Genomic DNA, 25,245 nt, shown 5'->3' with positions numbered 1-25,245 from the left:
GCCGCGCCGCGTTCAAATCATGGGCGCCGAATCGAGTCGGCTCCAGCGCCCACTTCATCAGCGATACACCACGAACGCCATGCCCTGGCTCTGGGCGTAATTGTCGTACGCAACGAAACGCACCATCTGATCCGGAAACTCGCGGTGACAGGCCTCGATTTCGGCCACCACGGCGTCGACGGACTGCTCGCCGAACAGCGGCAGTTTCCACATGTACCAGTAGCTCGCTTTGGCGGGCGTGCCCTTTTCGGTGTGTTCGACCGCCGGATTCCAACCCTGAGCAATCGCGTGGGCGATCTGACGGCGCACCTGCTCGGGCGTCATCTGCGGCAGATAGGAGAAGGTCTCGTATTTCTTGAGCGAACGGTAAGCTTGAACAGCCATGACTTAGTCCTTTCGATTTTTGCTGGGCGGCGGCGCCCAATGGGCGCTGCCGACCCTAGCCGGCGACCGGTTACTTGTTGGCGACGGCGAGCTTGTCCATGGTTTCAAACTCGAACTTGATCTCTTTCCACGTTTCCATGGCGATCTTCAGTTCGGGCGAGTGAGCGGCGGCAGCGGTGAGGATATCCTTGCCTTCCTTCTCCAGATGACGGCCCTCGCCGCGCGCCTGGACGCAGGCTTCGAGCGCCACACGATTGGCGTGTGCGCCAGCGGCGTTGCCCCAGGGATGGCCCAGCGTGCCGCCACCGAACTGCAGCACTGAATCGTCGCCGAAGATCGTGACCAGCGCAGGCATGTGCCAAACGTGGATACCACCGGACGCCACGGCGAAGCCGCCCGGCATCGAACCCCAATCCTGATCGAAGAAGATGCCGCGCGAACGGTCTTCGGGAACGAAGGATTCGCGCAGCAGGTCGATCCAGCCCAGGGTGGAAGCACGATCGCCTTCGAGCTTGCCCACGACGGTGCCGGTGTGCAGATGGTCGCCGCCCGACAGACGCAAGATCTTGGTCAATACGCGGAAGTGGATACCGTGATGCGGGTTGCGATCGATCACCGCATGCATAGCGCGGTGGATGTGCAGCAGCATTCCGTTGTTGCGGCACCAGTTCGCTAGACCCGCGTTGGCGCAAAGCCCGCCAGCGAGGTAATCGTGCATGATGATCGGAGCGCGGATTTCCTTGGCATACTCGGCGCGCTTGTACATTTCCTCAGGCGTTGGCGCGGTCACGTTGAGATAGTGACCTTTCCGCTCGCCGGTCTCGTGTTCGGCTTTTTGAACAGCCTCCATCACGAAATCGAAACGATCGCGCCAGCGCATGAAGGGCTGGCTGTTGATGTTCTCGTCGTCCTTGGTGAAGTCCAGACCGCCACGCAGCGCTTCATAGCAGGCGCGGCCGTAGTTCTTCGCGGACAGACCAAGCTTCGGCTTGATGGTGCAGCCCAACAGCGGACGGCCGTACTTGTTAAGCTTGTCGCGCTCGACCTGGATACCATGCGGAGGGCCGCCGCAGGTCTTCACGTAAGCGATGGGGAAGCGCAAATCTTCCAGACGCAGAGCACGGACAGCCTTGAACCCGAACACGTTGCCCACCAGAGAGGTGAACACGTTGACAACCGAACCTTCCTCAAAAAGGTCGATGGGATAGGCAATGAAAGCGTAATAGCAGGTATCGTCGCCCGGCACGTCTTCGAGGCGATAGGCGCGCCCTTTGTAGTAATCGAGGTCGGTCAGCAGATCGGTCCACACCGTGGTCCACGTGCCGCAAGACGACTCGGCAGCAACCGCCGCCGCCGCTTCTTCGCGATCCACCCCAGGCTGCGGCGTGATCTTGAAACACGCCAAAATATCGGTGTCGAGAGGCATGTAATCCGGCTGCCAGTAGCTCTGCCGATATTGCGTGACGCCCGCCTGGTATGATTTGACTGCCATATTCGAGGACTCCTTCATGCGCGCTTTTGCGGTAAGCGAACTGCGGTAAGCGAACGACGGGCGAGGACCTACCGCGGTGCGGGGCATCCCCCCACCCGGCCCGGGGATGACGTTCGTGGGTCTCAGCAAGGCCTGTGATTCAGCCAGCCCAGCGATTCACGAGTAAAGAACATAGAAGAGGATCGGCATAAACACTAATTGATATTTTTGATCGAATGCATTAGTGTCGCTTATGTATCGGCCATGCATCTGACCCTCAGACAGCTCCAGATCTTCGACGCTGTGGTGCAACAGCAGAGCTTTACACGCGCGGCCGACGTTCTGCACCTCACCCAGCCAGCGGTCTCGATGCAGATGCGACAGCTGGAAGAGCAGATCGGCGTACCGCTGTTCGACCACGTCGGGAAAAAGATCCACCCCACCGATGCAGGTCGCGAGTTGCACCGTCATACCACGCTCCTCGGCGCCAAGATGCGCGACCTCGAGTCGGCGATGGAGGAGTTCCGTGGCGTCCATCGCGGAGAACTCGACCTCACCGTGGCGAGCACGGCCAACTACTTCATGCCGAAGCTCATCGCAGCTTTCTGCGCCTGCCATGCCAGGGTGCAGGTACGGCTGCAGGTGTCCAATCAGACGCATATCCTCGAGACGCTCTCAGCGGCGAACCAGGACCTGGCCATCATGGGGCAGCCGCCCGAGGACGGTGAGCTCGTCGCGCGCGCATTTCTCGACAACCCGCTAATGGTCATCGCCTCGCCCGAGCATCCACTCGCCGGACGCCGCAAGATTCCGCTGGTGGAATTGGGTCACCAGCCGTTCATTACACGCGAGCCCGGCTCGGGCACGCGAAACGCCGCGGAGCGTCATTTTTCGCGTCTCGGCGTGGAATTCCACTCAGTGATGGAAATGAGCAGCAACGAGGCCATCAAGCAAGCTGTCGAAGCCGGACTGGGGCTCGGCATCCTGTCGCTGCACACCCTGGAATTGGAGCTGGCGATACGCCGCCTGGTCACCCTCGATGTGGAAAGTTTTCCTATCGTGCGGCAGTGGTTCGTCGTGCACCGCAAAGGTAAACGCCTATCGGCGGTGGCGCAGTCCTTCCTGGCGTTCATCACCCAGCAAGCACGGCTGCTGGCCTCGCCCAAGCATCCGCAGCAATTCCGCTCACGCCATGAACTTGACCAGGCGACCGACCTGGATGTCGCTGACGAAAAGCACTCCTGAATGGGCCTCGAAAAACGGCTGGAAACCCTCGAGCAGCGGATCGAACAGGCTTTGCGGCACGGCGGCGATGATCATGATGAGAACGTCATCTTCATTGAACATCAAGTGCCCTTCGTACATGCCGTGGGCGCCCTTCCCGGACAGATTGCCGATGATGGTGTAGCCCTTGACCCCGGCGCGATCGAGCAAGTCGGTGGCGAATTCCCTGTGCTCGCCCTGAAGAATGATTTCCAGCTTTTTCAGCGGATGCAGTTTGATCTCGTTCATGCGGAGTGTTCCTTCTCGGCAGGAGCAATCAGAGCCGGACGCTCTTCCCACTGGCCATTGTTGAAGACAAAAGGCTTGTAACCCTGAGTGGGGTCGATGACGATGGCGCGAATCCACCCGCCAAGCACCAGACTCTTGACCTTGACCACGCGTTCCAGCACACGGCCGGCAAAGTCCAGCGGCGCCTCGATCAGCGCGATCAGACGCATCGGCTCGTGGTAAGGCCGTCCCTCGCGCATCACCGTCTGCATCGGCAGGCCGGTCCGCAGATCGCTCAGGTTACCGGTCATCACGCCGAAGCGGCCGGACACGTTATGGTAGACCTTGCTGCCGCTGCCCAGATGGGCATTGTCCACGGTGGAGAAGAAGTGTTCGAGGTTGATCCACTGGCCCACCACCACCGGGGCAGCGAGCAAATTTTCCAGCAGCCGGCCCTTGGGGTCGCAGCGCCAGTCGTAAGATAACAGAAAGGCGGTGCCCTTTAGATCCGCGTTTTCGGTGAGCGCGCGCCGGCCGACGATGCCGTATACGTTCCCCGACAGCCCCCACTCCGGCCGGACCTGCGCCCAATCCACCGCCAAGCGGTTCGCCAGGCGCCAGGCTTCGGCCGGCTCGATCGCCTTCGCGTCCGGCAGAAGCTTGGGCATGCGCTCGGCCGCCGTCAGCCGCGAGGCCGCGCGCAGGCCTTCGCGCAGGCGGTCCAGATACACCAGATGGCGCGGCGGCAGCAGGTCAAGGTCGGACAACTCGATGGCATCTGTGGTGGTGACGTGCAGCGCGGGCATGAACCAGGTGTCTTCCGGGATGGTGATGCCCATGGCCGCCAGCCGCTCGCGCACCGCGGCCTTGTTGGCCATCTGCGCGAACACCCGGGCATTAACCAGGCCGCTGGCGCCACCGCAGGCGCCGCAGTCCAGCGCCGACTCGTAGGGGTTGTTCTCGGTCTTCCCACCGTGGCCGACAACGAGCACGAAGCGCGAGAAGGTCTGGGTCAGCCCGATCATCGTCAGGGCCGTGTGCACATAGTTAACCTGCTCGTCGAGCGAGTAACCTATGCGCCCCAACCGCTCGAGCTGATGATTTGCATAGTCGGCATCGACACCATATGCCTCACGCAGCTTGTCGATGAACTCGACCTCCTGCGTCTGAGATACGCGGAACTCCGTGCGCAACCGCGTCGGCCCGTCGCGGTGGCGCAGCGCGATTTCGCGCAGTTCGCGGATCATGTCGTCATCGACCCGCTCGCGCTCGATTTTCAGTTCCTCATGCAGCGCCTTAACGATCATCGCTCGCTGCAGCGTGCGAATGATGGAGTCGGCCTGCTCGCGGGTGAGCTTGTCCACCAACAAGCGGGTGACCGGCTTTTCTGTATCGATGCGGCTGCGCCAGCGGCTGTAGGCCAGCGGCGCCAGGGTTTTGCCGAACAGGTCCAACCCGAACAGCATACCCACCGCCTCCACCGTGACGTAAGGCGAGAGCACCGATTTCTTGAGATCGTGCAGCGCATGGCCGAGGGTACTGAGGAAATCGTCGTTGTTCGGATCTAGCGCGGCGGGCAACTCCAGCACCAGGTTCTTGGGCGTGATCACCGCCGGGCAGTAGTGACTCTCGCTGCCCTTGCCGTAGCCGAGGAAGCCCACGGGGACACCGAAAAATCCGGCGATGCCGAAGGTCTGGTAATTTCCCACGCGCTCCAGGTGGCGGCGAATTGGCTCGGCGCGCACGTCGATGCAGAACCAGGCCTGCGCGAACGGCGCCTTGTCGGACGGCGAGTCCTGCGGCGCTTGCACCTGCGTTAGCAGCTTGTCGATGGACTGCGCCTCCATCGCCAGGGTCCACACCATGCCTTCCTGCTGCGCGAACTCCCGCAAGCCCTGCAACAGACCCGCGACGTCCTCCGGCGTCAGCGCATCGAGCGCCGCGGTGGCATTCGCCGCGGTGGCCAGTTCGCGCAACGCGGCGGCTTGTTCCTGCCCAAGTTGAGTATGCCACAACGGCCAGTAGCGTTGCAGGAGATCATGGCAGCGGGTGCCGTTGCCGCGCGATAGGGTGTCGTCGATGCGCTGCGCCCAATCGGGCAACACCTCGCCACTGTGCAGCGCATAGCGCAGTACGCTTTCCGCGCCGCGTTCGCGCAACACGCTATTGAGCTGTTCACGCCGGACCGGCGTGCCACGACTGCGCGCGCTCTCCTGCAGCAACGCCAAGCCCATTACGAGCCGAATTGCCAGAAGATCGACAATGTCGGCGGGGTACTGCTGCGCCCAATAATAGTGCTTGGCCGACGCGCGCCAACGCACAAAGCCGGTCCAGCCATGCAACCGGGTGAGCACGCGCGTGAAGTAGATCGGCCAGGTGTCGGCGCTGATGCCCATCTCCTCCATGACGTACACGACGGCGCTCTCGGCGTCCTGCACCAGATCGAGAATGCGTGGCATGTGAAGCCCGCGCAGGAACATACGCGCATTGCGCCGCGTGAGCTCGCTCCAGGCAACGAACAGGCCGCGCTCGCGCCCGGGCATACGCCAGGCAGACTGGTCTTCGTCGAAAAAATCCAGGCAGTTTTTGATCACCAGCTCGTCGAGTTCGTCGGCCAGGCTGGTACCCCACATTGCGTCGACCGCCTCGGGCAATGTGCGCGCGTGCAGACGCTGCTCGAGATCCGGCAACAGCGCCGCAACGTCGACAGCCTCCGCGGAAGACAGCCGGCCGTGCATCGCGGCGTGGACGTCCTTCGCCCGCACGCCCCGTACCACCACATCGCGGTCATGCGGCAACTGCATCAGCGCCTGCAGCCAGCGAGACCAGTCGATGCCTGGCACCGAGGGCAGCTCCTGCGAACGCCGCCCGATTTCCTCGGTCAGGGTGTCCTGCCGAACTTTGCCCTCGCGCTGCCACTGCTGGTAGTTGCTGCGCGGCAGGAACATGCGCGCATGAAACAGCTCCGCACCACGGCGCACCGCCTGTTCGAACGGCATGTTTTCGAGGCCGTAGAGCGGGTTGTGGTGAATGAAGGTACGCATCGGCCAGAAAAACGGCACCGGCTCACCCGCCACATAGGCGGTCGAGCGTACCCGCAGACGCCGGCCGAGGTTCAATGCATCCACCATGACCACCCTCCGATCGAACCCAGCACCGCGGCAACGGCTGCGAGCATCAGCAACAGACCAGTGCTGAGTGACAAGTCGACTGCGCCCGCCGGGCGCGGCCATTCTTTCCCGAACAGGCCATGCTGCCACAAGATTGCGGCCGCCCAGCTCCACAGCAACCACACCGCAAGCACGACAGTCGCCAGACCAGCGGGAATCTGCTTCAGCACCGCAAACATGGCGAAGAACCCGGGGAAAGGAGGCGCCGCCAGAGCCGCGAGCAAGGTCAGCACCAAGGCGCAGGTCAGGCGCGGAAAGGCCGGGCCGATGCGCCCACGCAGTCCGAGATACGCCCCTCCGAGACGCTCGCTCAGGCTGGAGCCGAGAACCATCAGCAGCGCAGCGGGGATTGTCACCGCCAGAGCCACGAACATGAGCGCTTTACCGTGCAGACCGTGCAGCCACGCCAGCCACACCAACGGCCAAGCGGAGGTGGCCTGCAGCCGCGCCCAAATGAACACCTCCTGCACCGCAAGCAGCCGCCATGCATAGAGCAGCGCGGTGAACGCCGCCAATAGCTGCAGGGGAGTTATGTATTGCTCGGGTGGCGCGGCCGCCCGGTCGAGCAACAGCACCCCCGCAATGGGACACGCCAAAAGCACTGGAGCGCGCAACCACACGGGTAGCGCCTGGAGCCCGGCGTTGAACAACATGCTCAGGGGAAACAGCGGCAGCAGGATCAAGGCAAGGAACAGAGCGATCATGGCGGTCAGACCCAACGCAGCCAAATATTCACCCGCTTGGTCGCGGCCAGCAGGCTGCGTGACAGTTGGGTGTAAATGACGGACACATAGAACTCTCGCGAGAACAGGGCGTAGAGATTGAGGTAAATAGCGTTCCACCGTGTGCCGGGTTTCCCCCCGATTTCGAGCGACTGCGCATAAAATGTCACCAGCCAGGCGCCGACCAGCAACGCAGTGAAGAACAGCACAAGGATGACGAAAGCGAGGTCGTTGATGCCCGCCGCGGCATAGATGGCGTCGCGCAGCACCGGATCCGGGTAGAGGAAGGCCTCGAACGCATGTGCGATGAGTGTATAGCCCACCACTACGATGAGAAAGGACAGAAGGATCATGGTCAGCAAGCCCCATGCGTTCTCGCTAGGCAGCTTGTGAATGGAGAAGAACAATTGCGCGCCAGTGACCCAGCCGAAGAACAGCAGCACCACCGAGCCTTGCTTATGGAAGAAATCCTCCGCCACCACCCCGTGTGACAAGCCCAGCACCAGCACCGGCACCAGCACGGTGACGAGCGCGGCCAACAGCCAGGGCACCTTCTTAACTTCGCGCAGGGGACGGCGCTCGACCACGAAGCTGTAGATATCATCGGGCGGCACGCCATCCTCGTGGCGGCTTTCGCTGATGACATTGCCCGAGCCGAGGAACAGCGTGGCTTTGAACAATCCATGTGCGATGAGGTGATAGACGGCGAGCGAAAATGCGCCCAGCCCGCATTCCATGATCATGAAGCCCATCTGCCCCATGGTGGAATAGCCCAGAGATTTCTTGACGTCATTTTGCGTGAGCATCAGCGCCGAGCCGATCAGCGCCGTCACCAGCCCGACGACGAAGGCCAGGTGCAGCACGTTGGGCGCGTGAACGAACACCGGAGCGAAGCGGTTGAACAAGAATCCCCCGGCGTTGACAATGCCCGCATGCATCAGTGCCGACACCGGCGTGGGACCGTCCATTGTGTAAGGCAGCCAAGTATGCAACAGGAACTGCGCCGAGCGGGCAAACGCCGCCAGCGCCAGCAGTAGCGCCGCCAGCGGCACCACCGCCACCCCGCCGAGTTGCACACTCGGATCGGCGCTGATCCGTGTGAACAGTTCCGGCAACTGAGCGGTTCCATAGCCATGCCACAACAGCAACGCCGCGCCCACCAGCGGCAGATCGCCCACGCGATAGGTCAGAAACGTCCACAACGCATAGCGGCCACTGGCTTTGCGACTGGTGTCGAAGCCGAGCAGAAAGAACAGCAGCACCCCAATCAGGAACCAGGCGACCAGCAGCGTGACCAGATCGGCGGCGATAACCATCAGCAGGATCACGGCCGTCATCAGGTCAAGCTTGGCAAAAAACCGCACGTAGCCGGGCTCGTCGGCCATGTAGCGCACCGAATAGACATGCACCACCAAGCTGATAGCCGCCACCAGCACCGCCATCGCCACCGCGAGATGGTCGAGCAACAGAGCCGCCGGCCCGAGTCGAGCCAGCATCACCTCGCTCTCCGGCGCGGCCAGCACCGCCACCAGCATCGCCAGCGCGACAGCGCAGGTGACAGCGGTCATCGTCACGCTGATGCGCGCCGCCTGTGCCGGCCGACCGGCTCCGGCTAGCGGGGCGACGATCGCCGATAGTGCCGGTAGCAACGGCAACACCACTAGACACCAAGAGACCCATTGGTCCACGGCAACACTCCTTGTTCGATCGGGATAGCGCGATGCCGAAGCATTCGGGGGCCCCGCAGCCCCGGCTGGCCAAGCAGGCCGGCCGCAACATCATAAAGGATAGACTGAATAAGCAAATTTGATTTTCTTATTCAGTCCCCAAGGCGAGCTGATAACAACGCTTGCCGCCAGCACTCGGCGAATCGTTTTTCATGCAAGAGAATCGTCCATGGCCAAATACGTCGGACTCGACCAAGACAGACATGGGATGACCCCGCTCGGGCGAACCGTGCTTGATGCGCGCGTGTTCGGTCTCATTCCCGAGACACAAGACTGCGCGAATTGGGACGCCGGCCAGATGCAGGCGTTGATGAGCAAAGTGGACCAGCTTTGGGATCAATACGGCAACGTTCCCAGCGCGTTGCCACCGGAGTTGGCCGACCGCCACAAGCGCGTTTATGCCGAGGCCATCGCCCGTGCAAAGGCGCGTGGCTGGGACGCTGAACTGGACGATAACGATTAGCTGGCCTGCGGCGGCCCGGGTTCGAAACCAGCCCTTTGCTCGGTCAGGCTAGTGCCTCCCAGGCGTCCTCGCCGCCGCGCTTCGCAGCAGATGTCGGTGGCAGCGGAGAGCTGGGGATGGCGCGTGCCGTGCAACGATCTGTGACGACGGGTCGCATCACCTCGGCGTCAGGTCGCAGGATGTGGAGGCTGCGAAAGGTGAATGATCGCACGCCTTACATCTCATTAGTCTATTAGGGGCAACGCGTTCACGCTCATGGCTGGCGCTGATTGGTGCACAATCTCTGGCAAACATTGCAGCGTGCGCCAACGAGCGGTTGAAAACGACACCCCTCGCAATCGAGCAATGGAACCAGCCCAAGCCAGTCGCTCGCGCATACTTGGCGAACAAACAGAATGCCTCGTTCTACTGGGCCTCATGCGGGTTTCTGCAGGTGCCCAGCCGCAGCCTCGATCAGTAACACTGATGGGTCGGTCGGGTATTTGCCGCCTTCCCGTCCTGAGAGGAACCTTGCCCTCGCCGACGTCGACGCGCCCCTGCTTCAGGGCCCATTGAAAGGAGATGCGCAGTCCATTCGTGCAGCTATGAAACAAAACGATGGAAAGAATTCCAAAACCCGCACCGACATCGCCGAAGCTATGCTGGCACAGCCCTTTCGTGCGCGCCCTTCTCGAGACGCTTGCTGCGTCGCCAGGTGGAACCGAGAGACCTTAGTTGTCGGTGGCCATATGGCACAGCTCCAGTGCCTTTGCTGCCCGAGATTTCAGATTCAATCGCAAGCAACCCGAAGGCGATACCAAGCGGTAAGACTCCCGCGGCGCATTGGACGCGAAAGTCAAAGCGGCTCAGTGCACCGTCATCCAGGCCCGCGCGTCGCGTTGCGCCATGACAATCTCGGCCTCGGACATCAGCGCCGCAACCTCGCGGCGCATCGCGGCCGCGTCAGTGTGTCCCTTAAGCGCTGCAAGATTGAACCATTTATGCGCGGCCACCAGATCGACCAGGCCGGCCCGACCGCTCGCCCAATACAGGCCCTGTTCGAAAAGAATATCCTGAATAGCGTCAGCGCTTACCGGCACCGCCGTCTCGTAGTCGATCTGCCCCTGATACATCTCTCTGTTCCTTTTTTTGCCACCCCTGCTTCGAGTGCGGCCCATCCACCTGTTGGCGCCCCGCTGGATCCAACCGCCGTTCGCCGGCGTGCCGTCCAGACACACGGATCATGGAGGTTAAATTTGAAGAGCAGTTTAAGTATTGGGATGAATCGAACGTGAACACCGTTGCGGACAGGAATCGCACCGAATCAAAAAACCCTTATGTGAGAGGGGTTTTTGTAGTTTCACAGGATTCGATTTACTGTTTCATTTGGCAAACTGCTAACCATCGCCACAGCCCGGATCCAACCGCGCTCGCTAAAGCAGGAGGCCGGACGCCGTAAGCATCACGATTCGCCGCCTTCCTGCGACAGATCAACTGCAAATGATGGAAAATGGCAGCGCCGGGGCTGAGCCACGCCAGCGCAGGACGAGGGCGTCGGTGAACACGTCAGGACCAACTCTCACCGCAGCCGAGGCTGCAAGTGATCGCGGATCTTGATATCCGCGTCGACGAAGACCGACGGTGAAACTCACCGCGTTCTTCCTTCGGATCGGTTGTCGCGGGGGGAGTTCCGAAACGACGATCCGACCGTTTGACCTGATGTCTCGCCGACACCCTCTCTCGTCGCCAAAGCCCGAATTTGAAATCTGTTTGGAAACAAACTCTCTTCGGCTCCTACGACTTCGCCGGCATCAAGCTGCCGGCGATTCCAAAGCGAACTTATTTCTTCTTCTTGGCGACCTTGCGGGTCTTCTTCGCAGTCTTCTTCACTGCGCTCTTCGTCTTCTTCACCTTCTTCGTTTTCGCTTTCGCCTTCTTCGCTTTCTTGGCCATGTTGCCCTCCAGATGTAGTGAGATGGCTTAGTCGCTGCATGCACTCGGGAATCGAAGTGCACATCATTCGAATACACCAACATATTGAAAAAAACAGTGTCTCGCTTAAGGAAGTGTTGATGCCTTACAGCGGCAAGACGGCAGCACGCACCGCGATGATGCGGAGACTCGTTGACGAGAGGCGCCAGCAAGCTAAGAAACCCTGCGCAGGCGCTTCTCAATATTTTTAAGAAAACCACTGCGCCGCAGCGATATTCTGCATTCAACAAATCAGCGATAGATGCGCAGTACGCATCGTGACGAGTCGGAGCGAAGGTGAAATCGATATAGGCATGGACTCCGAGTCGCGACTTTTGGCAATAAAAATATTTTCACCAACAAGCTTGAAAGCCACCGCTCGAGCCCGCCATGACGCATCGCTTTTGCGAATCGTGAAATACGATTCGCAAAATTGATCCTGCTCTCACTACTCTTCCGGGCGCTGTCGGCTCGTTGGGACAGGTTGCGAACTCAGTTGGTACGAGCCCGTGAAGACGTTTGCGAGCGGTTGGTGTTGTAGTCGATCCTCAGTCCTCGATGACTGGCGGGCCTCGTCGAGGCTGACGAACAGATGCTCGTTGAGGCATTAGGCGCGAAGCGGCCTTTGAAGCTTTTGACAAAGCCTTCTGCATCGGTTGGCGGGCGTAACGTAGCGCCACTCCGCGCCATGCGAGGCCAACTCCTTCAGCCAGGCCCGCAACGCTCAGCCAAACAAACGCAAGCGCCGTCGCACCATGCGGTCGGGGCGAGGAATGCAGCCGCGCAGCGTTGAAACTACGGTCGAAGGTTACAGACCAAGCTTGGTCTTGAGCAGATCATTCACCGCCTGCGGATTGACCTTGCCGCCAGACGCTTTCATCACTTGACCCACGAACCAGCCGATCATCTGTGGCTTGGCGCGGACCTGCGCGACCTTGTCCGGGTTGGCAGCGACGATATCCTCGACCGCCTTCTCGATCGCACCCATGTCGGTGACCTGCTTCATCCCGCGCGCCTCGACCAGCACCCGCGGATCGCCGCCCTCGGTCCAAACGATCTCGAACAGATCCTTGGCGATCTTGCCGGAGATGGTTCCCTCGCCAATCAGGTCGATGATCGCAGCGAGTTGGGGCGCCGATACCGGCGATGCCGCGATGCTCAGGCCCTCTTTGTTGAGGCGTCCGAACAGTTCGTTGATCACCCAGTTGGCGGCAACTTTCCCATCGCGTCGCGCGTTCGCAAGACCGGCCAGAACCGACTCGTAGAAGTTGGCGCTCTCATGCTCGTTGACAAGCACGGCGGCGTCATAGGGTGTCAGGCCGAGATCCGCGATGAACCTTGCCTTCTTCTGGTCCGGCAGTTCCGGCAGATCGGTCTTCAACGCATCGACGAAGGACTGCGAAAACTCCAGCGGCAGCAGGTCGGGGTCGGGGAAATAGCGGTAGTCGTGCGCCTCTTCCTTGGAGCGCATCGCGCGGGTCTCGCCCTTATCCGGATCGAACAGCCGGGTTTGCTGATCAATGCTGCCGCCATCCTCGAGAATTTCGATCTGACGCCGCGCCTCGTGTTCAATCGCCTGACCGATGAAGCGGATGGAGTTGACGTTCTTGATCTCGCAGCGCGTACCGAAGGGCTCGCCCGGCCGGCGCACCGAGACGTTGACGTCGGCGCGGAGGCTGCCTTTCTCCATGTCACCGTCGCAGGTGGCGAGATAGCGCAGGATCGTCCGCAGTTTCGTCACATAGGCCTTGGCCTGTTCGGATGAACGCATGTCGGGCTTGGATACGATTTCCATCAGCGCTACGCCGGAGCGGTTCAGGTCGATCGCGCTCATGTCCGCGTGCTGCTCGTGCAGAGACTTGCCGGCGTCCTGTTCGAGATGTAGCCGCTCGATCCCGACCACAAAGCTCGTGCCGTCAGCAAGATCGACCACGACTTCACCCTCACCGACGATCGGCGACTTGTACTGGCTGATCTGATAGCCCTGCGGCAGGTCGGGATAGAAATAGTTCTTGCGATCGAACACCGAGCGCAGGTTAATCTGCGCGTTCAACCCAAGCCCGGTGCGCACCGCCTGGCGGACGCATTCCTCGTTGATGACCGGCAGCATTCCGGGCATGGCCGCATCGACCAGCGAGACATGGCTGTTGGGGTCACCGCCGAAGGCGGTCGAGGCGCCCGAAAACAGCTTTGCGTTGGAAGTGACCTGGGCGTGGACTTCAAGCCCGATCACCATCTCCCAGTCGCCGGTTGCGCCTTTGATCAGGTTAGACGGTTTGACAGGTGCGTTCATGCGCGGCTTTTACTCCGGGGTTCGCGATTGGGAAACCCCATCTTACGCGGGATGTCCACGCTCGCTTACTTGCTTCCGGCAAACATGCGAAACGCGGAGCTTGCCCGCAATGCGTCCCGGCCTGCCGCGATGACCTCATCCACCTGCTGCGGCGGCAAGTGGAATCGGGTCGGAACAGTCTCGAGGCGAGCAGCGCGCGCGGAATCAAGTTGATCGAAGCCGACGCGGCCTACGAAAAATTTCAGATCGTGACAGTTCCAACCCGGACGCGCCCCGTAACGGGCGCGCTCCGCCGCAGTCAGACCACAGCGCCAACGGACCAGCGCCGCCTGCCAATCACCCATGGTGCGCTCGAAGGCGGTGTAACCCGCGCCCACACTGGCATCGATCGCGGTATTCGCCGCCGCCTTGACCAGATCGACGCCGCTTGGACCTTCAATGGTATTGATCCAGTTGCCTGAAACGCCGGTCTTGGCATCCACGACCACAAAAAGTCCGCGCCGAATTTTGACGGCCTGCTCGGGTGACAGCGGTTCATAGGGAGCGCGCGCCGACAGCAGCGCGATGGTGAAACCGGCCAAGCCGTAGTTGTCGACCAGACCACCGTCGAGCAGCTTGATGTAGGGAATTTCGCCATCATGATAGCGGCTGATTGCTTTCGCAAAGGCGCTCAACATCGGCGGCGCGTTGCGATTGTCGCGCGCTTTCAAGATCCAGGCCGGCAGCGGATCCTTACATCGACCCGGAAAGGTCTGAATCACCACCGGCGCGAACGCGACGGGGACCGCCGCCGACGCCGCCACCGCGTTTGCCAACGGATAAGACTCGAGGTCGCTGCACATTGCGCTGAACGCAGTCACACCAAAGACAAAGGGCGTGCGATTGTAGATGTCGGAGGCGTTGATCCACACCCGCGGGCGTACCGTCTTTCGCAGATCGGCGAAGGTCGCGCCATGAAACAGGTTGGCATCGAGCCAGCGCGGCAGGCCGTTGGAATCGTTGATACCGCCGGCGAACGCTTTGCTAAGCGTGGCAAGGTTGAGGTTGGTTTGAAGCCCCTCCTCGGCATTGCGCAGCAGGAATTTTTCACGGAAGTCGGCCATGGCCGCTCGTTTGCGCAATCCGAAATACGCAGCGGTTACCGACCCTCCCGACACTCCGGAAATGAAATCGATGCGGTCGATCATGGATGCGCCGCCGCCGCGCACTGGCGTCTGCGCCAGTTCTTCTAGCACACCGAAAGAAAAAGCAGCCGCCCGCGTACCGCCGCCTGAAAACGACAGCGCGACCAGATCGTCGTCGGTGGCGGTGCGTTCTTCGAAGTTTTCGTGCAGTTGGCCCGCGAGATCGGCGCTGCTGCCCGGCTGGTTGACAGGCGCGTTCTGGATCGACGCGCAGCCGAGCAGCATCGCACACAGTCCGATGACAGCTAATGCTGAACGCATGGTCCTAAAGTCGCCCCGCCAATCGCGCGCCGACTATGGTTCGGGGCGCGGCGAATGGCAATCCGTCTCGACCGGCCTACCTCCCGTTGTGGTCAATTTGCGGCGCCGGTACCGCGCATGAAGCGGCAATGAAATTGGCGGGGCGACCACCCCCGAATGAGCTAGCCGCTTTGGCCGCCCAGCAATTCCGCGACGATCTGGCTCCACTCGTCCTCGGACGAACCTTTCGCAAACGGCTTGTCGGCGCGGCGATACCAGTAAGCGGCGTTACCGATCTCGCGACCATCAAGCCGATGCAGATAGGCGTGTACCCAGGCGGCCTCCGGCCCCACCAGCGGCTGCACAATGACGTGCGCCTTATTCCAGTCACCCTTGGCAGCCCACCACAACGCCGCAAGCTGTGGCGAAACACCCCCCGGCGGGGCCGCACTCGTCAGGCTGGCTTTGAAAGTATCTGGAGTCACCACCACACCTCGGGTTTAAAGCGCCCGGTAGCCTGCTCGATAATCGCGCCGAGCGAAAGCAGCGTCTCCTCGTCGAACGGCCGACCAATCAGTTGCAGTCCGAGCGGAAGTCCCTGAGCATCCTTGCCCGCAGGCACGGAAATACCCGGCAAGCCCGCCATGTTTGCCGTCACAGTGAAGATGTCGTTGAGATACATCTCGATCGGATCGGAGCCAGCCTTCTCGCCGATGCCGAAGGCGGCGGACGGCGTCGCCGGAGTGAGGATCGCGTCGACCCCCGCTGCATAGCAATCCTCGAAATCCTTTTTGATCAAGGTACGAACCTTTTGTGCGCGGAGGTAATAGGCATCGTAGTAACCCGCCGACAAAACATAGGTTCCGATCATGATGCGACGGCGGACCTCCGCGCCAAAGCCTATCGCACGCGTATTTTCATACATTTCCACAATGTTGTTGCCCGCTGCCCGGGCGCCGTATCGGACGCCATCGTAACGCGCGAGGTTTGAGGACGCCTCGGCCGGTGCGACGATGTAGTAAGCGGGCAGTGCGTATTTCGTGTGGGGCAGCGACACCTCCACAAGTTCGGCGCCAGCGGCTTTCAGCCAGTCGGCACCCTGCGACCACAGTTTCTCGATTTCAGCGGGCATTCCGTCCAGCCGGTACTCCCTGGGAAGGCCGATCTTCATTCCCTTGACGGATTTGCCGACCACGGCTTCATAGTCGGGCACGGCACGATCGACTGAAGTCGTATCCTTGGGATCATGGCCTGCCATCGAGCGCAGCAGGATCGCCGCGTCGCGGACGGTACGCGCAATCGGCCCCGCCTGATCGAGCGACGACGCAAACGCGACAATGCCCCAGCGGGAGCAACGCCCGTAGGTGGGCTTGATGCCGACGGTACCGGTGAAGGCTGCGGGCTGGCGGATGGAGCCGCCGGTATCGGTCGCGGTTGCGCCGAGACATAATCCGGCCGCCACCGCCGAAGCCGATCCGCCGGATGAGCCACCGGGCACCAGTTTCGCGTCGGAGGCTTGCCGCCGCCACGGATTGAGCACCGGACCGAAGCACGAGGTCTCGTTGGACGAACCCATCGCGAATTCATCATTGTTGAGCTTGCCAAGCATCACCGCGCCGTCACGCGTGAAGAGCTGCGACGTCACCGTGGATTCATAAGGCGGCTTGAAATCATCGAGGATTCGCGAACACGCCGTGGTCCGTGTGCCTTCCGTCGCAAACAGATCCTTCACGCCGAGCGGAAGGCCATTGAGCGGTCCGCCCTCGCCTTTGGCAATCCGCCCGTCGGCCTGGCGCGCCATCGCCCTCGCCTGCTCCGGCGTCTCGAGCACATAGGCGTTCAAGACGCGCGCCCGCTCCATCGCCGCAAGATGCGCGTCGGCCAGTTCGAGCGCGGTGAACGATTTGCCCGCGAGACCGTCACGAGCCTCGGCCAGCGTAAGCGAAGTCAAGTCTGTCATTTATCAACCGCGCTGCAAAAAAAAGGCGATAGGGTTCTGTCGTTCCTGGGGTCATCGGCAGGCGCCGTATCGTTTGCCTGAAGTCTTTCGAAAACGGTCTTCATCGCCTCGTCGGGATCGGCGGTGCGGCCCTCGCGTTCCATGGCGTCGAGGTAATCCATATAAGCCCGATACGACTTTTCATCGCCACAGAGCAGACACATCGAATCAAACCCTGCTATTCGACGACCTTCGGCACCAGAAAGAAGTGGTCATGAGTCACCGCCGCGTTGGCGACGATCTTGTCCGCGATCTCGCCGTCATTCACCAGGTCGGGCCGCATTTTCATCGCCATCGGCGTCACAGACGTCATCGGTTCGACACCGTCGACGTTCACTTCCTGCAACTGCTCAACGAAGGCAAGGATCGCGTTCAGTTCGCCCTGGAGATGGGGAACCTCGGTGTCATCGACCGCTATACGCGCGAGATGCGCGATGCGGCGGACGGTAGCGGCATCGACGGACATATTAGGCCCCCGCAGGCGTCTATCGTAAGGCATTGGCGCCCTACAAGCGTTACGCCTATAGCAGACCCGGCTTTCGCACTGCAACCATCCGTGATTGCCAAGGTCGCGCAAACGGTTCCTTAGCCCCCTTTTGCCCTGCCTGTCTTGCCCATGATATGCGGTCTCATGCCTGCATCCATTCTCCCGTTGATCGAAGCCGCCGCGCATTGGCCTGAGCGCGGAGCGCTTGTCGGACTCGATCTCGGCACCAAGACCATTGGCGTCGCGGTGTCCGATCCGGATCGTCGCCTCGCCACCGGCGTGGAAACCATCCAACGCAAGACGTTCACGGTCGATGCCGCGCGGCTTCTTGCCATTGCAAGCGAACGTCGTGCGGAAGGTTTCATTCTTGGACTGCCGATCAACATGGACGGCAGTGAGGGGCCACGCGCACAGTCGACCCGTGCTTTTGCGCGCAATCTGGCAAAACTCACCGATTTCGCAATCGGGCTATGGGACGAGCGGCTCTCGACGGTCGCCGTCGAGCGCGAGTTGATCGGATTGGACATGAGCCGCGCAAAGCGCGCCAAGGTCATCGACGAGCATGCCGCGATCTTTATTCTTCAGGGTGCGTTGGACCGGCTTGCGGCACAGCGGCGATCGTCCGGACCGGAGCGATCACGGCTGATTGGCGAGCCATAACGTCTGTAGCGTCGCCGCGAGATTGTTGAGGCCATGCAGGATCACGGTCGGCCAGATCGAACCGCTGAGGTATCGCAGGTAACCGAACAGCAATCCGATCGAAAAGATCTGCCCGAAGAAAAACCAGTCGTATTGAAGGTGCATCGCTGTCCATACCATCGATGACAGCAAGATCGCGCCGGTGGGGCGCAAGAACGACTCCGACCAGCCGCGATACAGGAATCCGCGCGTCAGAAGTTCCTCGCTGACGGGCGCCACGACGCAAAATGAAATGACCAGAAGCCACAGCGCGCCATCGGCGCGGGCCGACTTTGCCACATCGACCATGAATGCAGCCGAACTTTCGTGTCCCACCGCATTGGATATTCCCTCCCAGCTGATGACAAGCACGACCATGGCGACGATGCCAAGCAGCAGGTAGCGCCATGAGGTCCAGCGCAGCGCGAGATAATCGGCGAACGACACTCCCGACAGCCGGATCGCGATCCACAGCGCGAGCAGGGCCGCAGGCAGCCCCATGATGACCGATAGTGAGATGGTCAGACCTCCGCCGGCCAATTCCTTGACCTCGTCGAAACTGAACGGCGCACGATCGGTGATCAGGAAATAAGCAAGGACGGATAGCTGTCCTGCAAACATCGCGGCGAATACCACGATCCCCCAAAGGCTGGTGCCAAGAAATTTCCACGTTTGCGGGACGCGGGTCGGTGAAGGAGCCAACGCCGGCGGCGTCACAGGATCACTTTCGGGTATACTTACTCCGCTCGGCATTTGCTTACCCCCGATTCATGGCAGCGCCCGCTCTAGCAGATCGCGGCTCTGGGCGGCGGACAATTCGGCCGTTCCGAACAGGCGCCCATGCGTGCCGCCGAGCCGTGTCGTCGCAAACAGCGCGGCCTGATTTGGCGAGGTCCGGTTGAGCGCCGCGACCGCGGCCAGTTGCGCGAGCGTCTCCACCGCCTGGCGCGCGACGCGCTCACAGTCGGGCCGACGGAAAGTCTTGGCAAGAAATGCTACCGCTTCCGCCGCACCGGGCAAACCATTGGTATCCGCCACGAAATCTTCGAGCACGGCGACAGCCGCCTCGCCTTCGTGGGCCAGCGCCCGCAGCACGTCGAGGCACATCACGTTTCCGGACCCTTCCCAGATCGCGTTTACCGGCGCCTCGCGATAGTGACGAGGCAGAATATTCTCCTCGACATAGCCGTTTCCCCCCAGACACTCCATCGCCTCATACAGAAAGCCCGGCGAGCTCTTGCAGATCCAATATTTCACCGCGGGCGTCAAAAGCCGCATCCATGTCGCCGCTTTCGGGTTAGACGGAGCTTCATCGCACGCGCGACACAGCCGCATCACCAATGCCAACGACGCTTCCACATGCAGCGCCATATCGGCAAGAACCGCATGCATCAAGGGCTGATCGACGAGACGTTTCTGGAACACGCTGCGATGACGTGTGTGATGCAGCGCATGTGCCAGCCCCGAGCGCATCAAGCCTACCGAGGCGATGGCGCAATCCTGCCGTGTTAACTGCACCATCTGGATGATGGTGCGAATGCCGTTTCCTTCGTCACCGACACGCCGGGCATAAGCCTCGATAAATTCCACTTCGGACGATGCATTGGAGCGATTGCCGAGCTTGTCCTTCAGCCGCTGGAGATGAATCGTGTTGACCGAGCCGTCTGGACGGAAGCGTGGCATGAAAAAGCATGTTAGTCCGCCATCCGCCTGCGCCAGCACCAAGAACGCGTCGCACATCGGCGCCGACATGAACCACTTGTGACCGGTGATACGATAGGCGTCGCCATCGCGGACGGCGCGGGTCTGGTTGATGGACACGTCGGTGCCGCCCTGCTTCTCGGTCATGCCCATGCCCAGGGTGATGCCGCGCTTGGTCCACCACGGCGCAACCGACGGGTCGTAGCTGCGGGTCGCAATCACCGGCATCGTTTTCGCCAACATGTCCGGCTGCACTGCGAGCGCCGCCACTGAGGCACGAGTCATGGTGATCGGACAGAGATGCCCGGTCTCGACCTGCGCAGCCATATAGAATTTTGCCGCACGCACCACTTCCGCCGCGCCGGCTGCCGGTTTGCCCTCGGCCGTCCAGGTGGAATTGTGGAGACCGGCATGAGCGCTGTTCGCCATCAGTTCGTGATAGGATGGATGGAATTCGACCTCGTCGCGCCGGTTACCGCGCGCATCGAACAGCCGCAGCTTCGGCGGGTTCTCGTTGGCCAGACGGCCGCGCGCGGCCATCGCCGCCGAGCCCCAATGCTTTCCGAACGCCTCCATTTCGTCGCGGGCTGCGGCTCCGCCGTTCGCAGCTGCCGCCTCCGCCAACGGACGGTCGAGCGTAAATAGATCAACGTCTTCGAACGGCGGCGACTGGTTGAAGACCTCGTGCGTCCTGAATGGTTGCGTCATGAACCACCTCCGCCGGCGCTGATGCCCATGCGACTTTATGCCGGAACCGCGGCGAGTTCACGCCGACGGTCTCCACTTCATTTACCGTGACCTCCGCTTCGGCGGGGGATAACCCGCTCGCGCGCTGTTCGGCCTTGCCCGACGGGGCAACTCTGCCTATAGCTCTGGCTTTAATGACATCGCCAGCCAAATCGAGCTTTGTCCTTGGACACCGGCATCTGCTGGGCATCGAGGGCCTTTCCGTCGCCGACATTACCGGCCTCCTCGACCTTTCCGAAGAATACGTCGAATTGAACCGCCAGGTGGACAAGAAACGAACCTCCTTGCGCGGGCGTACCCAGATCAACCTGTTCTTCGAGGCTTCGACCCGAACCCAATCGTCATTCGAGATCGCCGGCAAGCGGCTCGGCGCCGACGTGATGAATATGTCGGTATCGTCAATGTCGACTCGCAAGGGGGAGACGCTGGTCGATACCGCGATGACGCTCAACGCCATGCACCCGGACATTCTGGTGATGCGACATTCAGCTTCCGGCGCGGTGGAGCTTCTGGCGCGCAAGGTTGACGGTTCCGTTATCAATGCTGGCGATGGCGCCCACGAACATCCGACCCAGGCGCTGTTGGATGCCCTGACTATCCGCCGCAACAAAGGACGGCTGGAGGGACTTCTGGTCGCGATTTGCGGCGACGTGCTCCACTCGCGTGTCGCGCGCTCCAATATCATCCTGCTCAACGCCATGGGCGCGCGGGTCCGCGTCGTTGCACCCTCCACGCTGCTGCCACCGGGCATCGAGCGCATGGGCGTCGAAGTCGCCCGCGATATGCGCGAGGGGCTGGACGGCGCAGACATCGTGATGATGCTCCGGCTACAACGCGAACGGATGAGCGGCTCGTTCGTGCCGTCGAGTTCCGAGTACTTCCATTATTACGGCCTCGACCAGAAAAAGCTCGCATACGCCAAACCTGACGCGCTGGTCATGCATCCGGGGCCAATGAATCGCGGCGTTGAGATTGATTCAATCGTCGCGGACGGCACGCAGTCTCTGATCCGCGAACAAGTGGAAATGGGCGTAGCGGTGCGGATGGCAGTGCTGGAGGCGCTGGCGAGGAACCTGCCGAATGCATGAACCCGACCGTTCCGGCCGATTTGCAGGGCGAGCATTAGCGAGCGCTCTCGATTTGCGAAGGTGCAGCACATGCTAAGTGGTCACCGCCCCGTCCTGCTCGCCAACGCTCGCATCGTCGACCCTGCCCTCGATCTCGATGGCCCTGGGGATGTGCTCATCACTGACGGGGTCGTTCGTGACGCGCGCCACGGCATCGGCGCCGCAGGAGTGCCCGAAGGCACCGACATCATCGACTGTGCCGGCAAGATCGTCGCTCCTGGCCTGATCGACATACGCGCTTTCGTCGGCGAGCCGGGCGCCGGCCATCGCGAAACCTTTGCATCCGCGAGCCGCGCCGCCGCTGCCGGCGGGATCACCACCATTGTCTGCCAGCCTGACACTTCGCCGGTGATCGACAATTCCGCAACCGTCGATTTCGTGCTGCGCCGCGCGCGGGACACCGCGATCGTCAACATTCATCCGATGGCGGCGCTGACCAAGGGTCTTGCCGGCAAGGAAATGACCGAGATCGGCCTCTTGAAGGAGGCAGGCGCGGTCGCCTTCACCGATGGTGCCCGCAGCGTGATGAATGCCGGGGTGATGCGTCGCGCCCTCACCTACGCCCGCGACTTCGACGCGCTGATCGTCCATCACACCGAAGATGCCTTTTTGGTCGGCGAAGGCGTCATGAATGAAGGCGAGCTATCTGCCCGTCTCGGATTGACGGGCGTTCCGACGGCCGCGGAAGCGGTGGTGCTGGAGCGCGACATGCGGCTCGTGGGACTCACCGGCGGTCGTTACCACGCGGCGTCGCTCACCTGCGCGGAATCTCTCGATATTCTCAATCGCGCGCGCGAGGCCGGACTTCCTGTCACCGCGTCCGCATCAATCAATCATCTAACTCTAAATGAAAACGATATCGGTCCATACCGCACGTTTCTGAAGTTGTCGCCGCCACTGCGCGGCGAGGATGACCGCCGCGCGCTGGTCGCAGCGCTGGCGTCAGGCCTGATCGATGTGGTGATGTCCGACCATAACCCGCAGGACGTGGAAACCAAGCGCCTGCCTTTCGCGGAAGCTGTGTCCGGCGCGATAGGGTTAGAAACCATGCTGACGGCGGCGCTGCGGCTTGTACACAACGGGGAACTCGATATCAAAACCCTGATCCGGGCAATGTCGACGCGGCCCGCAGAATTGCTGGGTTTGCCGGGCGGATCATTACAACCGGGCGCACCCGCCGATGTGATCGTGATCGATCCTGACGTCCCCTGGATTCTCGATCCCGCCGATCTCAAATCGCAATGCAAGAATACGCCATTTGACGAGTCGCGCTTCCTGGGCCGTGTCGTCCGCACAATCGTCGGCGGACGCACGGTTTTCGAACACGTCTGACGCCACAATAAGGGCGGCCAGCGAAGGTATCCGAACCAAGGAACACCCGCTGCGCAGGCGGATGGACGCGAACCTCATGCTCTACCTTGACATGTCGGTTATGGCGCGATGAAGCCGATCTATGGTTTACATCTGCGAAGTGAAGCCCGGAGCCCCTCACGATGTCTTCTTCCATCATTGCCGTGATCGCCTTCGTCTTCGGCTACCTGTTCGGCTCAGTCCCGTTCGGGATGATTTTGACGCGGCTCGCCGGAACGCAAGATCTGCGTTCGGTCGGCTCCGGCAATATCGGTGCAACCAACGTGCTGCGGACCGGACACAAGCGACTCGCCGCGGCAACGCTTGTTGGAGATATGCTCAAGGGCACTGCCGCCGTACTTGTTGCAGGATCGCTATGGGGACCTGCGGCCGCCATGGCTGCGGCACTCGGTGCGTTTCTCGGCCACCTTTTTCCAGTGTGGCTGAAATTCCATGGCGGCAAGGGCGTCGCAACCTATATCGGGGTACTGCTGGGCCTGTGCTGGGCGACAGCGCTCGCCTTCTGCGCGATCTGGCTGCTTGTGGCGTTCACGACACGCTACTCGTCACTGTCGGCACTCATCGCCAGTCTCCTCACGCCGCTGCTGTTGTGGTGGCTCGGACACCCGCAGCAAGCGCTGCTGTTTGCGGTGCTGACCGTGCTGTTGTGGTTCAAACACCGCGACAACATCCGGCGTCTTTCCGCGGGCAGCGAAGGCAGGATCGGCGCGAAAGCGTAACGGCGATCTGGGATCAAATTGATCAACGCCGCATCCGAGGTTGCTCCCTCGCGACAACTTGGGCAAAGCTCACCTGGAGCATTTCCGCTTTTTACTGATTGGGAGCGAACTCCAGTTTGTTGTTTTGACGCGTTTTCTTCACGCGAACCGGTATCCACTTCGCTCGAAAACGCTCTAGCTTTGGGGGCAGGCGTGGACATCCGGAATCCAGACAGGCGGCTGAACGAAGCGCAGCGGATCGATTGGCTGCGGCTTATCCGGTCCGAAAACGTCGGGCCTCGGACCTTTCGTTCCCTCGTGAACCATTTCGGCAGCGCCCGTGAGGCCCTCATCCGGCTACCCGATCTGGCGCGGCGTGGCGGAGCTTCGCGTCCCGGCCGGCTTTGTGCGGAAGCCGAGGCGCGGAACGAGTTGGCGGCTGCCCGGCGGATCGGCGTCAGTTTGCTAGCGCCAGGAGAGGCCGGCTATCCCCCGCACCTTGCAATGATCGACGACGCGCCGCCACTGCTTGGTGTGCGCGGCAACCTCGATGTCATGGAGCGTCCCATGATCGCGATCGTCGGCTCACGCAATGCATCCGGCGCCGGTCACAAGTTCGCGCAAACGCTGGCGCATAATCTCGGCGATGCCGGCTTCGTCATCGTATCGGGACTGGCACGCGGTATCGATCAGGCAGCGCATCGTGCAAGCCTGGCACGCGGTACTGTCGCAGTGCTTGCCGGTGGCCATGACCGTATCTATCCGTCGGAGCATGAGGATCTGCTAGCGGCAATATTAGAAGGCGGCGGCGCGATTTCTGAAATGCCGATGGGGCATGTGCCACGAGCCCGTGATTTCCCGCGGCGCAATCGCCTGATCTCAGGCGCTGCGATCGGTGTTGTCGTGGTCGAGGCCGCGCATCGATCTGGCTCGCTGATCACCGCCCGCATCGCTGCCGAGCAAGGCCGCGAGGTTTTCGCCGTGCCGGGCTCGCCGCTCGATCCTCGTGCCGCCGGCACTAACGATCTTATCAAGCAGGGCGCGACTCTGATTACCGAGGCATCCGACGTCATCAATGCCGTCCGGCCGATCTTGAGACGGCCGGTCGATCTACCCGCTGAAGAACCGGAGCACGGCAGCACCTGGACCGAAGAGCCTGCCGCAAGCGACCGTGCGCGCATCGTCGCCTTGCTTGGTCCCGCACCGATTGGACTCGACGATCTGATTCGGATGGCGGATGCCCCACCAGCCGTCGTGCGTACGGTCCTGCTTGAACTGGAACTGGCCGGACGACTGGAGCGCCATGGCGGCGGTTTGGTATCAATGATCTGACGGTCTGTTC

22 protein-coding genes are annotated in these 25,245 nt (G+C 61.5%); 7 read left to right on the top strand and 15 right to left on the bottom strand.

Going from position 1 to position 25,245, the window contains the following annotated elements:
- Nucleotides 1-57 precede the first annotated feature (57 nt).
- Complete coding sequence (locus tag AC1RT6_RS01575; RefSeq protein WP_011315232.1) at nt 58-384, bottom strand: ribulose bisphosphate carboxylase small subunit; 327 nt, start codon at nt 382-384, stop codon at nt 58-60.
- Between the two features lie 70 nt (nt 385-454).
- Entirely contained in the window at nt 455-1,876 is a 1,422-nt protein-coding gene (locus tag AC1RT6_RS01570) for a form I ribulose bisphosphate carboxylase large subunit (RefSeq protein WP_079446767.1), read from the bottom strand.
- A gap of 243 nt (nt 1,877-2,119) precedes the next feature.
- On the opposite strand from AC1RT6_RS01570, the gene AC1RT6_RS01565 reads away from it, so the two are divergent.
- Nucleotides 2,120-3,100: a LysR family transcriptional regulator gene (locus AC1RT6_RS01565; protein WP_079446746.1), complete on the top strand. Its 981-nt coding sequence runs from the start codon at nt 2,120-2,122 to the stop codon at nt 3,098-3,100.
- Here the strand turns inward: AC1RT6_RS01565 and AC1RT6_RS01560 are convergent.
- Genes AC1RT6_RS01560 through AC1RT6_RS01545 form a run of 4 tightly spaced genes read right to left on the bottom strand, consistent with a single transcriptional unit; the run spans nt 3,041 to nt 8,926 of the window.
- Nucleotides 3,041-3,367 (bottom strand): P-II family nitrogen regulator, encoded by a 327-nt coding sequence (locus AC1RT6_RS01560; RefSeq protein ID WP_079446747.1) that lies wholly within the window; start codon nt 3,365-3,367, stop codon nt 3,041-3,043. The two genes, AC1RT6_RS01565 and AC1RT6_RS01560, sit on opposite strands and share 60 nt — an antisense overlap.
- Nucleotides 3,364-6,477, bottom strand: coding sequence for a DUF2309 domain-containing protein (locus tag AC1RT6_RS01555; protein ID WP_493028964.1), 3,114 nt, complete (start codon nt 6,475-6,477; stop codon nt 3,364-3,366). The genes AC1RT6_RS01560 and AC1RT6_RS01555 overlap by 4 nt, the downstream gene beginning before the upstream one ends.
- Nucleotides 6,462-7,220 carry a hypothetical protein gene (locus tag AC1RT6_RS01550; RefSeq protein WP_079447082.1) on the bottom strand — a complete coding sequence of 253 codons (759 nt, stop codon included), beginning with the start codon at nt 7,218-7,220 and terminating at the stop codon, nt 6,462-6,464. Before AC1RT6_RS01550 ends, AC1RT6_RS01555 begins: the two co-directional genes overlap by 16 nt.
- Nucleotides 7,221-7,225: 5 nt before the next feature.
- Complete coding sequence (locus tag AC1RT6_RS01545) at nt 7,226-8,926, bottom strand: proton-conducting transporter transmembrane domain-containing protein (protein WP_079447083.1); 1,701 nt, start codon at nt 8,924-8,926, stop codon at nt 7,226-7,228.
- Nucleotides 8,927-9,134: 208 nt separating this feature from the next.
- On the opposite strand from AC1RT6_RS01545, the gene AC1RT6_RS01540 reads away from it, so the two are divergent.
- Nucleotides 9,135-9,428 (top strand): hypothetical protein, encoded by a 294-nt coding sequence (locus AC1RT6_RS01540; protein ID WP_079447084.1) that lies wholly within the window; start codon nt 9,135-9,137, stop codon nt 9,426-9,428.
- 845 nt (nt 9,429-10,273) lie between these two features.
- Here AC1RT6_RS01540 and AC1RT6_RS01535 read toward each other — a convergent pair.
- From AC1RT6_RS01535 to gatC, 7 genes are all read right to left on the bottom strand, one after another.
- Complete coding sequence (locus AC1RT6_RS01535) at nt 10,274-10,540, bottom strand: hypothetical protein (RefSeq protein WP_079447085.1); 267 nt, start codon at nt 10,538-10,540, stop codon at nt 10,274-10,276.
- 1,646 nt (nt 10,541-12,186) lie between these two features.
- Nucleotides 12,187-13,671, bottom strand: a complete 1,485-nt coding sequence (gene gatB, locus AC1RT6_RS01530) for an Asp-tRNA(Asn)/Glu-tRNA(Gln) amidotransferase subunit GatB (protein WP_079447086.1) — start codon at nt 13,669-13,671, stop codon at nt 12,187-12,189.
- A gap of 65 nt (nt 13,672-13,736) precedes the next feature.
- Nucleotides 13,737-15,116: a patatin-like phospholipase family protein gene (locus AC1RT6_RS01525; RefSeq protein WP_079447087.1), complete on the bottom strand. Its 1,380-nt coding sequence runs from the start codon at nt 15,114-15,116 to the stop codon at nt 13,737-13,739.
- 161 nt (nt 15,117-15,277) lie between these two features.
- Complete coding sequence (locus AC1RT6_RS01520) at nt 15,278-15,586, bottom strand: hypothetical protein (protein WP_420799311.1); 309 nt, start codon at nt 15,584-15,586, stop codon at nt 15,278-15,280.
- The gene (gatA, locus tag AC1RT6_RS01515) at nt 15,577-17,055 is read right to left on the bottom strand and encodes an Asp-tRNA(Asn)/Glu-tRNA(Gln) amidotransferase subunit GatA (protein ID WP_079447088.1); all 1,479 of its coding nucleotides are present in this window, start codon (nt 17,053-17,055) and stop codon (nt 15,577-15,579) included. Before gatA ends, AC1RT6_RS01520 begins: the two co-directional genes overlap by 10 nt.
- Nucleotides 17,052-17,258 (bottom strand): hypothetical protein, encoded by a 207-nt coding sequence (locus AC1RT6_RS01510; RefSeq protein WP_079447089.1) that lies wholly within the window; start codon nt 17,256-17,258, stop codon nt 17,052-17,054. The genes gatA and AC1RT6_RS01510 overlap by 4 nt, the downstream gene beginning before the upstream one ends.
- A gap of 14 nt (nt 17,259-17,272) precedes the next feature.
- Nucleotides 17,273-17,560 (bottom strand): Asp-tRNA(Asn)/Glu-tRNA(Gln) amidotransferase subunit GatC, encoded by a 288-nt coding sequence (gene gatC / locus AC1RT6_RS01505; RefSeq protein ID WP_079447090.1) that lies wholly within the window; start codon nt 17,558-17,560, stop codon nt 17,273-17,275.
- Between the two features lie 165 nt (nt 17,561-17,725).
- Between gatC and ruvX the strand changes: the two genes are divergently transcribed.
- Nucleotides 17,726-18,241 carry a Holliday junction resolvase RuvX gene (gene ruvX, locus AC1RT6_RS01500; RefSeq protein WP_079447091.1) on the top strand — a complete coding sequence of 172 codons (516 nt, stop codon included), beginning with the start codon at nt 17,726-17,728 and terminating at the stop codon, nt 18,239-18,241.
- On the opposite strand, the gene AC1RT6_RS01495 is transcribed toward ruvX, so the two are convergent.
- Together AC1RT6_RS01495 and AC1RT6_RS01490 are read right to left on the bottom strand one after the other, a co-directional pair.
- Entirely contained in the window at nt 18,218-19,012 is a 795-nt protein-coding gene (locus AC1RT6_RS01495; RefSeq protein WP_079447092.1) for a CPBP family intramembrane glutamic endopeptidase, read from the bottom strand. The two genes, ruvX and AC1RT6_RS01495, sit on opposite strands and share 24 nt — an antisense overlap.
- Nucleotides 19,013-19,027: 15 nt before the next feature.
- Nucleotides 19,028-20,668 (bottom strand): acyl-CoA dehydrogenase family protein, encoded by a 1,641-nt coding sequence (locus AC1RT6_RS01490; RefSeq protein ID WP_493028961.1) that lies wholly within the window; start codon nt 20,666-20,668, stop codon nt 19,028-19,030.
- A 173-nt stretch (nt 20,669-20,841) separates the two neighbouring features.
- Here AC1RT6_RS01490 and AC1RT6_RS01485 point away from each other — a divergent pair, with 173 nt between their 5' ends.
- From AC1RT6_RS01485 to dprA, 4 genes are all read left to right on the top strand, one after another.
- Complete coding sequence (locus AC1RT6_RS01485; RefSeq protein ID WP_079447094.1) at nt 20,842-21,795, top strand: aspartate carbamoyltransferase catalytic subunit; 954 nt, start codon at nt 20,842-20,844, stop codon at nt 21,793-21,795.
- A 69-nt stretch (nt 21,796-21,864) separates the two neighbouring features.
- Nucleotides 21,865-23,166: a dihydroorotase gene (locus AC1RT6_RS01480; protein WP_079447095.1), complete on the top strand. Its 1,302-nt coding sequence runs from the start codon at nt 21,865-21,867 to the stop codon at nt 23,164-23,166.
- Between the two features lie 161 nt (nt 23,167-23,327).
- Nucleotides 23,328-23,924 (top strand): glycerol-3-phosphate 1-O-acyltransferase PlsY, encoded by a 597-nt coding sequence (gene plsY, locus AC1RT6_RS01475; RefSeq protein ID WP_079447096.1) that lies wholly within the window; start codon nt 23,328-23,330, stop codon nt 23,922-23,924.
- Between the two features lie 192 nt (nt 23,925-24,116).
- The gene (gene dprA, locus AC1RT6_RS01470; RefSeq protein ID WP_079447097.1) at nt 24,117-25,235 is read left to right on the top strand and encodes a DNA-processing protein DprA; all 1,119 of its coding nucleotides are present in this window, start codon (nt 24,117-24,119) and stop codon (nt 25,233-25,235) included.
- Nucleotides 25,236-25,245: the final 10 nt, after the last annotated feature.

This window comes from Nitrobacter sp. MLSD-S21 (assembly GCF_058809865.1).
This window is presented reverse-complemented; position numbering and strand designations above follow the sequence as displayed.

Coding starts and splice junctions, on each gene's coding strand:
- ruvX (WP_079447091.1), top strand. CDS start 17,726: ATGCCTGCATCCATTCTCCCGTTGATCGAAGCCGCCGCGCATTGGCCT.
- AC1RT6_RS01535 (WP_079447085.1), bottom strand. CDS start 10,540: ATGTATCAGGGGCAGATCGACTACGAGACGGCGGTGCCGGTAAGCGCT.
- gatC (WP_079447090.1), bottom strand. CDS start 17,560: ATGTCCGTCGATGCCGCTACCGTCCGCCGCATCGCGCATCTCGCGCGT.
- AC1RT6_RS01510 (WP_079447089.1), bottom strand. CDS start 17,258: ATGTGTCTGCTCTGTGGCGATGAAAAGTCGTATCGGGCTTATATGGAT.
- AC1RT6_RS01570 (WP_079446767.1), bottom strand. CDS start 1,876: ATGGCAGTCAAATCATACCAGGCGGGCGTCACGCAATATCGGCAGAGC.
- AC1RT6_RS01490 (WP_493028961.1), bottom strand. CDS start 20,668: ATGACGCAACCATTCAGGACGCACGAGGTCTTCAACCAGTCGCCGCCG.
- plsY (WP_079447096.1), top strand. CDS start 23,328: ATGTCTTCTTCCATCATTGCCGTGATCGCCTTCGTCTTCGGCTACCTG.
- AC1RT6_RS01565 (WP_079446746.1), top strand. CDS start 2,120: ATGCATCTGACCCTCAGACAGCTCCAGATCTTCGACGCTGTGGTGCAA.
- AC1RT6_RS01575 (WP_011315232.1), bottom strand. CDS start 384: ATGGCTGTTCAAGCTTACCGTTCGCTCAAGAAATACGAGACCTTCTCC.
- AC1RT6_RS01480 (WP_079447095.1), top strand. CDS start 21,865: ATGCTAAGTGGTCACCGCCCCGTCCTGCTCGCCAACGCTCGCATCGTC.
- AC1RT6_RS01555 (WP_493028964.1), bottom strand. CDS start 6,477: ATGGTGGATGCATTGAACCTCGGCCGGCGTCTGCGGGTACGCTCGACC.
- AC1RT6_RS01495 (WP_079447092.1), bottom strand. CDS start 19,012: ATGCCGAGCGGAGTAAGTATACCCGAAAGTGATCCTGTGACGCCGCCG.
- gatA (WP_079447088.1), bottom strand. CDS start 17,055: ATGACAGACTTGACTTCGCTTACGCTGGCCGAGGCTCGTGACGGTCTC.
- AC1RT6_RS01540 (WP_079447084.1), top strand. CDS start 9,135: ATGGCCAAATACGTCGGACTCGACCAAGACAGACATGGGATGACCCCG.
- AC1RT6_RS01550 (WP_079447082.1), bottom strand. CDS start 7,220: ATGATCGCTCTGTTCCTTGCCTTGATCCTGCTGCCGCTGTTTCCCCTG.
- AC1RT6_RS01485 (WP_079447094.1), top strand. CDS start 20,842: ATGACATCGCCAGCCAAATCGAGCTTTGTCCTTGGACACCGGCATCTG.
- AC1RT6_RS01525 (WP_079447087.1), bottom strand. CDS start 15,116: ATGCGTTCAGCATTAGCTGTCATCGGACTGTGTGCGATGCTGCTCGGC.
- gatB (WP_079447086.1), bottom strand. CDS start 13,671: ATGAACGCACCTGTCAAACCGTCTAACCTGATCAAAGGCGCAACCGGC.
- AC1RT6_RS01560 (WP_079446747.1), bottom strand. CDS start 3,367: ATGAACGAGATCAAACTGCATCCGCTGAAAAAGCTGGAAATCATTCTT.